This is a genomic window from Streptomyces sp. V1I1 (assembly GCF_030817355.1).
Taxonomy (GTDB): domain Bacteria; phylum Actinomycetota; class Actinomycetes; order Streptomycetales; family Streptomycetaceae; genus Streptomyces.
In genome coordinates, this window is sequence record NZ_JAUSZH010000001.1 from 2,472,056 (window position 1) to 2,486,098 (window position 14,043).

Below are 14,043 nucleotides of genomic sequence, written 5' to 3' on the forward strand. Positions count from 1 at the left end.
GCCTCCTCGTTGATTTGGGCGTCCATGTCCCGATGGATGTCCGTGACTATTCACGAGGCTGTGACAGGGGTCACCGTTGCGTGCGTTTCGTTCACATGAAAACGGCCAGGCAGACTTGTTACATGCGCATACCTGTTGCCCGCAGCCTCGCCGGCCAGCTCTTCGCCATGCAGGTCGTGCTGGTCGCCGCGATCGTGGCGGGCTGCGCGCTCTTCGCGTACTTCACCGACCGCTCGCAGGCCGAGGAGACCGCGCGCCTGCAGTCCAGGGCCACGGCGGCGGCCGCCGCGCGCTCACCCTCCGTCATCGAGGCCGCGCGCTCCGACAACCCGTCGCGCCGGCTCCAGCCGTACGCGGAGGCACTGCGCAAGACCACGGGGGTCAACTTCGTGGTGATCATGGCCCCGGACGGGACGCGCTGGACGCACCCGGAGCCGGGCCAGATCGGCAAGACGTATCTGGGGCACATTGGCCCTGCGCTGCGGGGCAAGGTGCACAGCGAGACATACGTGGGCACGCTCGGCTCCTCGGTGCGGACGGTGGTCCCCGTATACGACGGCAAAAAGATCACCGGGCTCGTCAGCGCGGGCATCACCGTCCAGAAGATCAGCGAGCAGGCGCGCAAGCAGGTCACCGCGCTGCTCGGCGTTGCGGGGGCGGCGCTCGCACTGGGCGGCATCGGCACATACGTGATCAACGCGCGGCTGCGGCGGCATACTCACGGCATGAACGCGGCCGAGCTGAGCCATATGCACGACTACCACCAGGCCGCGCTGCACGCCGTGCGCGAGGGGCTGATGATGCTCGACGGGCAGCGGCGGATCGCCCTGTTCAACGACGGCGCGCGCGAGCTCCTCGGACTGGACGACGACGCGGTCGGCCGCCCGGTGGCCGAGCTCGGGCTGCCGGCCCCACTCATGGGCGCGCTGCTGGCGTCCGAGCCGCGGGTCGACGAGGTGCATCTGACCGCCGACCGCGTCATCGTCGTGAACACCAGCCCCGTCGTCGGTGCCAAGCAGCGCGGGACCGTGGTCACGCTCCGCGACCACACCGAACTCCAGGCGCTCTCGGGGGAGTTGGACTCCGAGCGCGGCTTCACCCAGGCCCTGCGCTCACAGGCGCACGAGGCGGCCAACCGCCTCCACGCGGTCGTCTCGCTGATCGAGCTCGGCCGTGCGGACGAGGCGGTCGACTTCGCGACCGCCGAGCTGGAACTGGCCCAGGACCTGACCGACCGGGTCGTCGGCGCGGTCGGCGAGCCGGTGCTGGCCGCGCTGCTGCTCGGCAAGACGGCGCAGGCGAACGAGCGCGGCGTTGAGCTGGTCATCACGGAGGACAGCCGGATCGACGACGGGGTCCTTCCGCCGTCGCTGCCGGCGCGTGACCTGGTGACGATCCTGGGCAACCTGATCGACAACGCGGTCGACGCGGCGTCGGAGGCGGCGACGGGGTGGGGCAGCGACCCGCTCGAACCCGGGCCCGTGTCCGGGCGGCCGCTGCGCGCCCGGGTCGCGGTCACGGCGCGCGCGGACCAAGACGAACTGCTGCTGCGCGTCGCGGACTCGGGCGCGGGCATCGACCCGGCCGACGCGGACGAGGTGTTCCGGCGCGGCTGGTCCACGCACGGCGCGGGGCGCGGGCTTGGCCTCGCGCTGGTCAAGCAGGCCGCGCACCGCAGCCGCGGCACGGTGACCCTGGCCCGGGGACCGGACGGCGGCGCGGAGTTCACCGTACGACTGCCGCTGCACACGGCGGAGGTCCCGGCATGACCACCGCCCCACCCGCGCCTCCCCCGCGCCCCGCCGCGCCAAGTCCCCGGCAGCCGCGCACCGCGGAGGTGGCCGAGTGAGCAGCGAGCCCATCAGAGTTCTCGTCGTCGAGGACGACCCCGTCGCCGCCGACGCGCACGCGCTCTACGTCGGCCGCGTCGCCGGGTTCACCGTCGCCCGGGGTCGCGCACTCGCGCGCCGAAGCCGTACGGATTCTCGAACGCGCCGAGGTCGATCTGCTCCTCCTCGACCTGTACCTTCCCGACGGGCACGGCCTGCACCTCGTACGGTCGCTGCGCGCCGCCGGGCACTCGGCCGACGTCATCGCCGTCACCTCCGCCCGCGACCTCGCGATCGTCCGCGAAGGCGTCTCCCTCGGGGTCGTCCAGTACGTCCTGAAGCCCTTCACCTTCGCCACCCTCCGCGACCGCCTCTGCCGGTACGCCGAGTTCCGCGCCGCCGCCGGTGAGGCCAGCGGCCAGGACGAGGTCGACCGGGCGCTCGCCGCGCTCCGGGCGCCCGAGGGCGGCGGGCTGCCCAAGGGGCTCAGCGCCCCCACGCTGGCGGCCGTCACCCGTACCCTGCGCGAATCCGCTACCGGGCTCACCGCCGCCGAGGCCGGCGCCGCCGTCGGCATCTCGCGGATCACCGCGCGCCGCTATCTCGAGCATCTCGTCACCGAAGGGCGGGCCGTGCGCAGCCCGCAGTACGGGCAGATCGGACGGCCCGAGCTCCAGTACCGCTGGAAGCCCGCCGCACATTGAGTGGCCGCCCCAACGACCTTGGCCTGCACGGGGATTGACCTTGTGAACGGAGGGGTCCTACGGTCACCGGGCAGCCCCCGTGCCCGCAGCCCTCCGGCTCGGACGCCCCCGGCTCAGAGGAGGTCGTGCCCGTGCGCCCCACCGCCCCACTGATCCTCGTCACCACTGTCACCGCACTAGCCGCGGCAACGCTCACTGCCTGCGGCGGCGACGCCGGAGGCGACCCCGACACCGTCAAGGTCGCCTACAACCGGTCCACCGACAACAAGATCCGCTTCAAGGATGCCCATCTCGAGGCCGCCAAGAAGCAGTTCGAGAAGGAACACCCGGGCAAGAAGATCAAGCTCATACCGATCCAGGCCCCGGACAACGACTACGCCACCAAGGCACAGCAGATGATGCGCTCCCCCAAGACCGCCCCGGATCTGGTCTACGAGGACACCTTCCGCATCAACTCCGACATCAAGGCCGGGTACTTGAAGCCGCTGGACGACTATCTCCCCAAGTGGGACCAGTGGAGCCAGTTCGTCGACACGGCGAAGGCCGCGGCCAAGGCGGAGGACGGCAAGACGTACGGCATCCCCGACGGCACCGACACCCGCGGCCTCTGGTTCAACAAGGCGATCTTCGCGAAGGCGGGCCTGCCCGCCGACTGGCAGCCCAAGAACTGGGCGGAGATCCTCACCGCGGCCCGTACCGTCAAACAGAAGGTCCCCGGCGTCATCCCGCTCAATGTCTACACCGGCAAGGGCCCCGGCGAGGCGGCCGTGATGCAGGGCTTCGAGATGCTGCTGTACGGCACCGGCGAGGATCCCCTCTACGACGCCTCCGCCAAGAAGTGGGTCACGGGCGGCAAGGGCTTCAAGGACTCGCTCGACTTCGTACGGACGGTGTACGCGGAGAAGCTCGGCCCGGACGTCTCGGACGCCCTGGACCCCAACGTCGGCACACGCGTCGCCACCGAGTGGCTTCCCGAGGGCAAGCTGGCGATCTCCCTGGACGGCTCCTGGATGGGCCAGAACTGGATCAATAAGGGCCCCAAGGAGTGGCCGGACTGGAGCAAGGAGCTCGCCCAGACCCCGATGCCGACGCAGACCGGGCAGGCGCCCGGCAAGGTGTCCATGTCCGGCGGCTGGGCCTGGTCGATCCCGCAGAAGGCCAAGAACCCCGATCTCGCCTTCGACTTCATCAAGACGGTCCAGACGGCAGAGAACGCGACGCGGTGGTGCGTGGTCGCCGCGCAGATCGCCGTACGCAAGGATGTGGCGGCCGACCCGAAGTATCTGAAGTCCATGCCGGGCATCGACTTCTTCACCGGTCTTGTGCAGTACACCCACTACCGGCCGGCGCTGCCCGTCTATCCGCAGGTCTCGACGGCCATCGGCGAGGCGATGGAGAAGGTGACGACGGGTGACGCATCGGCCGCGGACGCGGCGAAGGCGTACGACGACCAGCTGAAGACGATCGTCGACGGCGCGGTCCTCACCAAGTGAGCGCCACCAGAACGGGATGGTGGCGGTGGGTACCGCTCGCCCCCGCCACCATCCTTCTGCTTCTCTTTCTGGCAGGACCGATCGGCTACTGCGTCTGGATCGCGTTCACCAACACGCAGCTGACGGGTGCGTCCGGCTCCGACTTCGTCGGCCTGGACAACTTCCGCCGGGCCTTCGCCGACGACGATTTCCGTAACGCCGTCTGGCTCACGCTCGTCTTCACCTTCGTCTCGGCCGTGGTCGGCCAGAACACGCTGGGCCTGGCGCTGGCCGGTCTGATGCGGGCCGCGTCCCGTCCCGTACGGACTCTCACCGGCACCCTCGTCATCACGGCCTGGGTGCTGCCGGAGATCGTCGCGGCGTTCCTGCTGTACACCTTCTTCCGCCGCGAGGGAACGCTGAACGCCCTGCTGGACTGGCTCCATCTGCCGTCCCAGAACTGGCTGTTCACACTGCCGATCCTTGCGGTGTCGTTCGCCAATGTCTGGCGCGGCACCGCCTTCTCGATGCTGATCTACTCCGCCGCGCTCGCCGAGATCCCGCGCGACATCACGGAGGCGGCGGAGGTCGACGGGGCGAGCGGTCCGCGCCGGGTCTGGCACATCACGCTGCCGATGATCCGCCGCTCGATCGGCACCAACCTGATGCTGAACACGCTCTCGACGCTGTCGGTCTTCGGCCTGATCTGGGCGATGACGCGCGGCGGCCCGGGCAATCGCAGCCAGACACTGCCGGTGTTCATGTACGACCAGGCGTTCCTGAAGAGCCTGATCGGCTACGGCACGGCGGTGGCGCTGCTGCTTCTGCTGGTGGGCTCGCTGTTCTCGATCGTCTATCTGCGTCTGATGAAGGTGGAGGCGTGATGCGCCGGACCACCCGGGCCCGGCTCGCCGCCGACGCCGCCCTGCTGCTGACCGCCGCGGCTTTCGCGATTCCGCTGGTGTGGCTGCTGCTGGCCTCGGTGGACACGGAGGCGGATCTGCGGGTGCGGGCGCCCTCGTCGTTCACCGCGGACAATTTCGACGCGGTACTCACCGACGAGATCACCTTCACGCCGATGCTCAACAGCCTGCTGCTGTGCGGCGGCGCGACCCTGCTGACGGTGGTGTGCGCGGCGCTCGCCGCGTATCCGCTCTCCCGCCATCACTCGCGCTGGGGCCGTCCGTATCTGCTGACGATCCTGTTCACGACGTGTCTGCCGATCACCGCGGTCATGGTCCCGGTCTACGGACTGTTCGTTCAGGTCAATCTGATCGACACGATGTACGGTACGGGCCTGTTCCTCGCCACGTCCCAGCTGCCGTTCTCCATCTGGCTGATGAAGAATTTCATGGACGGCGTCCCGGTGGTCCTGGAGGAGGCGGCCTGGACGGACGGCGCATCGAATCTGCAGACGCTGACCAGGGTCGTCCTGCCGCTGATGGGCCCGGGACTGACCGTGGTGACGATCTACACCTTCATCCAGCTCTGGGGGAACTTCTTCGTACCGTTCATGCTGATCCTCTCCCCCGAGCAGCTGCCGGCGTCCGTCTCGATCTTCAGCTTCTTCGGCAACTACGGCTCGGTGATCTACGGGCAGCTCGCGGCGTTCTCGATCCTGTACTCGGCGCCGGTCCTGGTGCTGTACATGCTGATCGCCCGGAGGCTGGGCGGCGGGTTCGCACTCGGCGGCGCCGTCAAGGGGTGATGGTCCGGCGTGTACCGTCACGTGACGTTACCAAGCAGTAACGATCAGCTCGGACGTTCCTACGATAAGTCGCTCTGGGTGAACGCACCGTAGTCGCCATCCCCTCCGGCCCCCTAGCGTGTGTGCGTGCACCACACCCCCTCCCCACCCTTCAACGCCCCCGCCGCACGCCGACTGCGCGAGGCCCTCGGAATGGCGCCCGGCCATGTCGCGTACGGCCTCCGTGCCCAGTACGGACTCCACATCACCCCCGACACGGTGGTCGCCTGGGAACGCGGACTCGACGCCCCCGGTTCGCACGAACTGACCGCGCTCGCCGGGGTGTTGTGGTGTGCGCCCACCGATCTGCTCACCGCCGCGAGCACTCTGCGCGAGCACCGGATGGCACGCGGCCTCGCCCCCGACGACCTGGCGCGGCGGGTGGGCGTGGACGCCACCTCGTATGTGCGGATGGAGGAGTCGGGGCGCTGGCGCGCCAATGAGCGGCAGACCACCGCGCTCGCCGAGGTGCTTGAGCTGGGCCCCCGCGAGCTGCTGACCGCGACCGGCCGGGACGAGGACCTCGCCGACCTGCTGCGGGACGCGGTGAAGGCTCGCTGGCAGGCGTACGTCCGTCCGGTCGGGAAGATGCTGCCGATGGACCGCGGCCACCTCGAGGACGTACTGCAGGAGTTGCACGCCGACTACCAGTCCCGGACGGTGGCCACCCTCAACTGGGGCACAGCCTCGCAGGACACCGGGGAGCCGGGCCGGGAGTTCCTGGACCGGATAGTGGAGCACTTCTGGGAACTGGCGCGCGGCTAAACCCCGTTGGGATCCCGGTCGAACGCGAACAACTGGCCCTTCGCGTCCTTGGTACAGGCCAGCTGCCGTAGCTTGGCGCCGGGCTTCGTCGCGGCCTCAGGCACCCCGGCGCACAGGTTGCTGTGCAGTGGCCGCAGCCGGTAGCCGCGCACCGGCTGCCCCACCGGCTCCAGCAGGAAGGCCTCGGCGGGGCCGCGCTTGCCGCACTCCTGGTCTTCGAGCGGCGCGCCGACCTCCAGCGACTTGTCCTTGACACCGGTGCAGCCCTCGCCGAATTGCCTGTGGAAGGTCACGATCCGCCAGGCGGGTTCGATGGGCTTCAGGCTGAAGCGCGGGGTGGTGTCGGGCGAGCACGGCTGCTGGTAGAGCTGCCCGTTCTGCCCGCCGGCCTCGGCCAGACACAGGCCCGAGTGGACGGCCTTGATCTGTACGGGCCCGGGCTGAAGGGAGCCGGACTGAGAAGAGCCGGACTGAGAAGGGCGCGGCTGAGAAGAGCCGGGCTGCTCCGTGCTCTGTCTCTTCTCCGCCTGTTTGTGCTCCACCTGTCTGTTCTCCGACTCATCGGAGTCGCGGGAGGCGAGCGTCACCGCCAGCGCGACCACGCCAAGCGCCACGATCACCGTCGGCAGCACCGCACGGGCGAGCCACGGCCTGCGCGGCGGCTCGGGCGGCGCGGACTCCTCGGTCCCGCGTCCCGGTTCTGGTCCCGGTTCTGGTCCCGCTTCCGATCCCGCTTCCGATCCCAGTTCCGGTTCCGGTTGGCCGACGGCGTACGCCGGGACCTCGAAGGACTGCCGCTCGCGCCGGCTGAGCTCCTTGCGTACGCGCACCCAGGTCTCGGTCGTCCCGGGGCCGCAGCCGCAGGCGCGTACGAAAGCCACCACGAGTTCCTCGCGCGGCACCGTGCTACGGCTGAGCATATTGGCGACGGTCGAGCGCGGCAGTACATCGCCGACCGCGTCCGCCCGCGCGGTCAACTCCCGGTAGGTCAGGCCGGACCAGTCCTTGAGCGCCTGCATCTGCGCGACGAATTCGCCGGAGCTCTGGGCCTGTTCGGGATCCGGAGCGGCGGGTCCGTCGGAGTCCATGCGTCCCTCCCCTTCAACGTTCACGTGCTGGGACAGGGTTGGGACATGTCCCGGACGCGGAACAGCCTTGCGATTCGCGCCAGTCAACTCAAGAGTGATCTGCGCCATCCAAGGCGGAAAAAGAGTGGCCTTGATCGCGCACGGGGGTCGCGATCAAGGCCACTGGGGAGCCGAAGCCGAAGCCGAAGCCCGCAGGGTCAGAAGACCGACTCCGCCTCGTACACCCGGTCCTCGGGCACGGTCTTCAGCTGGGCGACCGCCGCCGCCAGCGGCACCATGACAACGTCCGTCCCGCGCAGCGCGGTCATCATGCCGAACTCGCCGCGGTGCGCCGCCTCAACCGCGTGCCAGCCGAAGCGCGTCGCCAGCACCCGGTCGTACGCGGTCGGCGTGCCACCGCGCTGCACATGACCGAGAATCACCGGCCGCGCCTCCTTGCCGAGCCGCAGCTCCAGCTCCGCGGCGAGGCGGTTGCCGATGCCCTCGAAGCGCTCGTGCCCGAACTGGTCGATCTCGCCCTTCGCGTAATCCATCGAGCCCTCGGCCGGATGCGCACCCTCCGCGACGCACACCACAGCGAACTTCTTACCGCGCGAGAATCGCTCCTCGACCATCTTGACCAGGTCCTCGACCTGGAAACGCCGCTCGGGCAGACAGATGCCGTGCGCGCCGCCCGCCATGCCGGACTCCAGCGCGATCCAGCCCGCGTGCCGACCCATGACCTCGACGACCATCACGCGCTGGTGCGACTCGGCCGTGGTCTTGAGGCGGTCGATGGCCTCGGTGGCGACGGTGACGGCGGTGTCGAAGCCGAAGGTGCGGTCGGTGGCGGAGATGTCGTTGTCGATCGTCTTCGGTACGCCGACGACAGGCATCCCCGCGTCGGCGAGCATCCGGGACGCGGTGAGCGTGCCCTCGCCGCCGATCGGGATGAGCGCGTCGATGCCGTACTGCTTCGCCAACTCCGCAGAATTCTCTGCGGCTTCGCGCAGCCGGCCGCGCTCGAGGCGCGCGGAGCCCAGGATCGTACCGCCGCGGGCGAGTATGCCGCTGACGGCGTTGAGGTCGAGCGGGCGGTAGTGGCCGTCGAGCAGCCCCTTGAACCCGTCCTCGAAACCTATGACTTCATCGCCGTGTCCGGTCAGGGCACGGTGCACGACCGACCGGATCACTGCGTTCAGGCCCGGGCAGTCGCCGCCTGCCGTGAGAACTCCGATGCGCATCGTGCTGTGTCTCCTGCTCGTCATTGGTACATGTGAGCCCAGGTTCGATTGTTCCACGGACCCCGGGGAACCCGCGCTTTCAGCTACTCCGCCGTACTGCACTAGGCCCTTGCTCGCGGGCCTTTGGACCCGGCTCCATCCGTGCCCCGATCCGGGCCTTAATCCGGGCCTGAATCCCGGCCTGATCCGGGCCCCGTCCGGCGGGCGCTCTATCCACCCGCAGAGGTATTGTCAAGAGGGCAATGCCGCCCCAAGCGGCTTTTTTGTATGCACAAACATGGACATGACGGGAGAGCATGCGTGACGCGCAGCGTGTACGTGACCGGGATCGACCGCAGAGACGGCCGACAGGTCGTCGAGCTGGGAGTCATGGAGCTCCTGACCCGCCAGGTGGACCGGGTGGGTGTCTTCCGCCCGCTGGTCCACGACGGCCCCGACCGGTTGTTCGACCTGTTGCGTGCCCGCTACCGGCTGTCGCAGGACCCCGCGTCCGTCTACGGCCTGGACTACCACGAGGCCGCCGCGCTGCAGGCCGAGAAGGGCACCGACGAGCTGGTCTCCCGGCTCGTCGAGCGCTTCCACCAGGTGGCGCGGGATTACGAGGTCGTGCTCGTCCTCGGCACCGACTACCACGGCACCCAGCTCCCCGACGAGCTCGCGCTCAATGCCCGGCTGGCCAATGAATTCGGCGCCTCGGTCATCCCGGTGGTCGGCGGCAAGGGCCAGACCGCCGAGTCGGTACGGGCCGAGACCCGTAACGCCTACCGCGCGTACGAGGTCCTGGGCTGCAACGTCCTCGCCATGGTCGTCAACCGGGTCGCCCCCGAGGAGCGCGAGAGCATAGCCGAGCGGCTGGCGGCCCGCCTCCCGGTGCCCTGCTACGCGCTGCCCGACGAGCCGGCGCTCGCGGCCCCCACGGTCGCCCAGATCACCCACGCGCTGCGCGGCACGGTGCTCCTCGGCGACGACGCGGGCCTGTCCCGTGACGCGCTGGACTTCGTCTTCGGCGGGGCGATGCTGCCCAACGTCCTGAACGCCCTGACCCCCGGCTGCATGGTGGTCACCCCCGGCGACCGCGCCGACCTGGTGGTGGGCGCGCTCGCCGCGCACTCCGCGGGCACCCCGCCCATCGCGGGCGTACTGCTGACGCTGAACGAGCGGCCGAGCGAGCAGATCCTGACGCTGGCTTCCCGGCTCGCGCCGGGCACCCCGGTGGTCCTCGTCCCCGGCACCAGCTTCCCCACCGCGGCCGAACTCTTCGCGCTGGAAGGCAAGTTGAGCGCATCGACGCCGCGCAAGGCGGAGACCGCGCTGGGCCTGTTCGAGCGGCATGTCGACACCGGCGATCTGCTGGCCCGTATCTCGGTGGCCCGCAGCGGCCGGGTCACCCCGATGATGTTCGAGCACGATCTGCTGGAGCAGGCCCGCGCCGACCGCCGTCGCGTCGTGCTGCCCGAGGGCACCGAGGAGCGGGTGCTGCGCGCCGCCGACGTGCTGCTGCGCCGGGATGTCTGCGAGCTGACCCTGCTCGGCGACACGGAGGTCATCCGCAAGAAGGCCGCGGACCTGGGCATCGACCTGAGCGCGGGCGACACCCAGCTGATCGACCCGCAGACCTCCGAGCTGCGCCAGGTCTTCGCCGAGCGGTACGCACAGCTGCGCGCCCACAAGGGCGTGACGGTGGAGCTGGCGTACGACGTGGTGGCGGATGTGAACTACTTCGGCACCCTGATGGTCCAGGAGGGTCTGGCCGACGGCATGGTGTCGGGCTCGGTGCACTCGACGGCCGCGACGATCCGCCCCGCCTTCGAGATCATCAAGACGAAGCCTGGGGGCACCTCCCAGGGCGAAGCCTCTGGGGGAGCTTCGATCGTCTCGTCGGTCTTCTTCATGTGCCTGGCCGACAAGGTGCTGGTGTACGGCGACTGCGCGGTCAACCCGGACCCGGACGCAGAGGAGCTCGCGGACATCGCGGTCCAGTCGGCGGTGACGGCGGCCCGCTTCGGCGTGGAGCCGCGGATCGCGATGCTCTCGTACTCCACCGGCACCTCCGGCTCCGGCGCGGACGTCGACAAGGTGCGGGAGGCGACCAAGCTGGTCCGGGCGTCGCGTCCGGACCTGCGGATCGAGGGCCCGATCCAGTACGACGCGGCGGTCGAGCCGTCCGTCGCGGCGACGAAGCTGCCGGACTCCGAGGTGGCGGGCGAGGCGACGGTGCTGATCTTCCCGGACCTCAACACCGGCAACAACACCTACAAGGCCGTGCAGCGCTCGGCCGGCGCCGTGGCCGTCGGGCCGGTGCTGCAGGGTCTGCGCAAGCCGGTGAACGACCTGTCGCGCGGCGCGCTCGTCAGCGACATCGTGAACACGGTCGCGATCACCGCGATCCAGTCGCAGCCCGTGCAGACCGAATCCGTATGACCACGCCTACAGAAAGCACGACCGCCGTGACCGCGAATGCCACCCGGGTCCTCGTCCTCAACTCCGGCTCCTCGTCGGTGAAGTACCAGCTGCTCGACATGCGCGACCGTTCGCGCCTGGCGGTCGGGCTGGTCGAGCGGATCGGCGAGGAGACCTCCCGTCTTGTGCACACCCCGCTGACCGGCGGCGCCGAGAAGCGCGAGCGCACCGGCCCGATCGCCGATCACGCCGCGGCGCTCAAGGCGGTCGCCGACGAGCTGACGCACGACGGGCTGGGCCTGGACTCCCCCGAGCTGGCGGCCATCGGCCATCGGGTGGTCCACGGCGGGCTGCGATTCACCGAGCCGACCGTGATCACCGAGGAGGTGCTCGCGGAGGTGGAGCGGCTGGTCCCGGTTGCCCCGCTGCACAACCCGGCGAACATCGCCGGCATCCGCACCGCCCGGGCGCTGCGCCCGGATCTCCCCCAGGTCGCGGTCTTCGACACGGCCTTCCATACGACGATGCCGGAGTCCGCGGCCCGCTACGCGATCGACGTGGAGACGGCGGACGCACACCGGATCCGCCGCTACGGCTTCCACGGCACGTCGCACGCGTACGTCTCGCGCCGGACCGCGGCCCTGCTGGGCAAGGAGCCGTCCGAGGTGAACGTCATCGTCCTGCACCTGGGCAACGGCGCATCCGCATCGGCGGTGGCGGGCGGGCGGTGCGTGGAGACCTCGATGGGACTGACGCCGCTGGAGGGCCTGGTGATGGGTACCCGCTCCGGTGACATTGACCCCGCGGTTACGTTCCACCTCAAGCGGGTCGCGGGAATGTCGGCAGACGAGATCGACGAACTGCTCAACAAGAAGAGCGGTCTGATGGGTCTGTGCGGCGACAACGACATGCGGGAGATCCGCCGCAGGATCGATGAGGGGGACGAGCGCGCGCGGCTCGCCTTCGACATCTACATCCACCGGCTGAAGAAGTACATAGGCGCGTATTACGCGGTACTCGGCCGGGTGGACGCGATCGCGTTCACGGCCGGGGTCGGTGAGAACGCGGCGCCGGTGCGCGAGGCAGCCGTCGCGGGCCTGGAGGAGCTGGGGCTTGTGGTGGACGCGGACCTGAACGCCGTACGCAGCGCCGAGCCGCGGTTGATCTCGCCCAACTACGCACGGGTCGCGGTGGCCGTTGTCCCGACGGACGAGGAATTGGAGATCGCGCAGCAGACCTTCGCTCTGGTCGCTCCGGAGGGCGTCTGAGAACGGCCCCGATGGCCCTCGCCTGAGCGGCAGCCCGCCCATTTGTACTTTCCACCAGACGGAATATTCCGCATCGAAACAAACCGATAGGATCCGCCTTATGCGCCGTTCCAAAATCGTCTGCACACTGGGCCCCGCCGTCGACTCCTATGAGCAGCTGAAAGCGCTCATCGAGGCCGGCATGAACGTGGCCCGTTTCAACATGAGCCATGGCACCCACGCTGAGCACGAGGAGCGGTATCACCGCGTGCGTAAGGCGTCGGACGACACCGGCCGCGCGGTCGGCGTACTCGCCGACCTCCAGGGCCCCAAGATCCGTCTGGAAACCTTCGCCGAGGGGCCGGTCGAACTGGTCCGCGGCGACGAATTCACCATCACCACCGAGGATGTCGCCGGCAACAAGTCGATCTGCGGCACGACCTACAAGGGCCTGCCCGGCGATGTGTCCAAGGGCGACCAGATCCTGATCAACGACGGCAATGTAGAACTGCGGGTCGTCGAGGTCGATGGTCCCCGGGTCAAGACGATCGTCGTCGAGGGCGGTGTGATCTCCGACCACAAGGGCATCAACCTGCCCGGCGCGGCCGTCAATGTCCCGGCCCTGTCCGAGAAGGACGTCGACGATCTGCGCTTCGCCCTGCGGATGGGCTGCGACCTGGTCGCGCTCTCCTTCGTACGGGACGCGAGCGACGTCAAGGACGTCCACAAGGTGATGGACGAGGAGGGCCGCCGGGTCCCGGTCATCGCCAAGGTGGAGAAGCCTCAGGCGGTCGAGAACATGCAGGACGTCGTGATGGCGTTCGACGGCGTGATGGTCGCGCGTGGTGACCTGGCCGTCGAGTACCCACTCGAGAAGGTCCCGATGGTGCAGAAGCGCCTCATCGAGCTGTGCCGCCGCAACGCCAAGCCGGTGATCGTGGCGACCCAGATGATGGAGTCGATGATCACCAACTCCCGCCCGACCCGCGCCGAGGCGTCCGACGTCGCGAACGCGATCCTGGACGGCGCGGACGCGGTCATGCTCTCGGCCGAGTCCTCGGTCGGCGCGTACCCGATCGAGACGGTCAAGACGATGTCGAAGATCGTCGTCGCGGCGGAGGAGGAGCTGCTCTCCAAGGGCCTCCAGCCCCTGGTCCCGGGCAAGAAGCCGCGCACCCAGGGCGGCTCGGTGGCCCGCGCGGCCTGCGAGATCGCGGACTTCCTGGACGGCAAGGCCCTGGTCGCCTTCACCAAGTCCGGCGACACGGCCCGCCGCCTGTCCCGCTACCGCGTGACCCAGCCGATCCTGGCCTTCACGACGGAGGCGGCGACCCGCAGCCAACTGGCGCTGAGCTGGGGCGTGGAGTCGTATGTGGTCCCGCACGTGAACAACACGGACGCGATGGTGGACCTGGTGGACGCGGAGCTGCTGAAGCTCCAGCGGCACAACGAGGGCGACATCATGATCATCACGGCGGGCTCGCCGCCGGGAGTCCCGGGAACGACGAACATGGTGCGGGTGCACCACCTGGGCGGGGAGCACCGCGGCTGAGGTCCGGCTTCCGAGC

The 14,043-nt window shown here is 69.4% G+C and carries 10 protein-coding genes and 1 pseudogene; 9 read left to right on the forward strand and 2 right to left on the reverse strand.

What is annotated here, in order from left to right; translation table 11 throughout:
• Nucleotides 1-122 precede the first annotated feature (122 nt).
• From QFZ67_RS11675 to QFZ67_RS11700, 6 genes and pseudogenes are all read left to right on the forward strand, one after another.
• Nucleotides 123-1,769, forward strand: coding sequence for a sensor histidine kinase (locus QFZ67_RS11675; RefSeq protein WP_307661018.1), 1,647 nt, complete (start codon nucleotides 123-125; stop codon nucleotides 1,767-1,769).
• A 76-nt stretch (nucleotides 1,770-1,845) separates the two neighbouring features.
• Nucleotides 1,846-2,533 (forward strand): annotated as a pseudogene (locus QFZ67_RS11680) (response regulator).
• Between the two features lie 125 nt (nucleotides 2,534-2,658).
• Nucleotides 2,659-4,026, forward strand: coding sequence for an extracellular solute-binding protein (locus QFZ67_RS11685; RefSeq protein ID WP_373429985.1), 1,368 nt, complete (start codon nucleotides 2,659-2,661; stop codon nucleotides 4,024-4,026).
• On the forward strand, nucleotides 4,023-4,889 hold the full coding sequence (locus QFZ67_RS11690) for a carbohydrate ABC transporter permease (protein ID WP_307661020.1): 867 nt from the start codon (nucleotides 4,023-4,025) through the stop codon (nucleotides 4,887-4,889). The genes QFZ67_RS11685 and QFZ67_RS11690 overlap by 4 nt, the downstream gene beginning before the upstream one ends.
• Nucleotides 4,889-5,713, forward strand: a complete 825-nt coding sequence (locus tag QFZ67_RS11695) for a carbohydrate ABC transporter permease (protein WP_307661021.1) — start codon at nucleotides 4,889-4,891, stop codon at nucleotides 5,711-5,713. The genes QFZ67_RS11690 and QFZ67_RS11695 overlap by 1 nt, the downstream gene beginning before the upstream one ends.
• Before the next feature lie 120 nt (nucleotides 5,714-5,833).
• Nucleotides 5,834-6,517, forward strand: a complete 684-nt coding sequence (locus tag QFZ67_RS11700; protein ID WP_307661022.1) for a helix-turn-helix transcriptional regulator — start codon at nucleotides 5,834-5,836, stop codon at nucleotides 6,515-6,517.
• Here the strand turns inward: QFZ67_RS11700 and QFZ67_RS11705 are convergent.
• Complete coding sequence (locus QFZ67_RS11705) at nucleotides 6,514-7,605, reverse strand: hypothetical protein (protein ID WP_307661023.1); 1,092 nt, start codon at nucleotides 7,603-7,605, stop codon at nucleotides 6,514-6,516. The two genes, QFZ67_RS11700 and QFZ67_RS11705, sit on opposite strands and share 4 nt — an antisense overlap.
• 197 nt (nucleotides 7,606-7,802) lie before the next feature.
• Entirely contained in the window at nucleotides 7,803-8,828 is a 1,026-nt protein-coding gene (locus QFZ67_RS11710) for an ATP-dependent 6-phosphofructokinase (protein WP_307661024.1), read from the reverse strand.
• Nucleotides 8,829-9,128: 300 nt separating this feature from the next.
• Here QFZ67_RS11710 and pta point away from each other — a divergent pair, with 300 nt between their 5' ends.
• From pta to pyk, 3 genes are all read left to right on the forward strand, one after another.
• Entirely contained in the window at nucleotides 9,129-11,249 is a 2,121-nt protein-coding gene (gene pta, locus QFZ67_RS11715; protein WP_307661025.1) for a phosphate acetyltransferase, read from the forward strand.
• Nucleotides 11,246-12,496, forward strand: coding sequence for an acetate kinase (locus tag QFZ67_RS11720; protein WP_307661026.1), 1,251 nt, complete (start codon nucleotides 11,246-11,248; stop codon nucleotides 12,494-12,496). Before pta ends, QFZ67_RS11720 begins: the two co-directional genes overlap by 4 nt.
• A 100-nt stretch (nucleotides 12,497-12,596) precedes the next feature.
• Nucleotides 12,597-14,027, forward strand: coding sequence for a pyruvate kinase (pyk, locus tag QFZ67_RS11725; protein WP_307661027.1), 1,431 nt, complete (start codon nucleotides 12,597-12,599; stop codon nucleotides 14,025-14,027).
• Nucleotides 14,028-14,043 lie beyond the last annotated feature (16 nt).

What these genes read in the sequence shown, in the direction of transcription:
- QFZ67_RS11675 (WP_307661018.1), top strand. Translation starts at nt 123, where the DNA reads ATGCGCATACCTGTTGCCCGCAGCCTCGCCGGCCAGCTCTTCGCCATG.
- QFZ67_RS11695 (WP_307661021.1), top strand. Translation starts at nt 4,889, where the DNA reads ATGCGCCGGACCACCCGGGCCCGGCTCGCCGCCGACGCCGCCCTGCTG.
- QFZ67_RS11705 (WP_307661023.1), bottom strand. Translation starts at nt 7,605, where the DNA reads ATGGACTCCGACGGACCCGCCGCTCCGGATCCCGAACAGGCCCAGAGC.
- QFZ67_RS11710 (WP_307661024.1), bottom strand. Translation starts at nt 8,828, where the DNA reads ATGCGCATCGGAGTTCTCACGGCAGGCGGCGACTGCCCGGGCCTGAAC.
- QFZ67_RS11720 (WP_307661026.1), top strand. Translation starts at nt 11,246, where the DNA reads ATGACCACGCCTACAGAAAGCACGACCGCCGTGACCGCGAATGCCACC.
- pyk (WP_307661027.1), top strand. Translation starts at nt 12,597, where the DNA reads ATGCGCCGTTCCAAAATCGTCTGCACACTGGGCCCCGCCGTCGACTCC.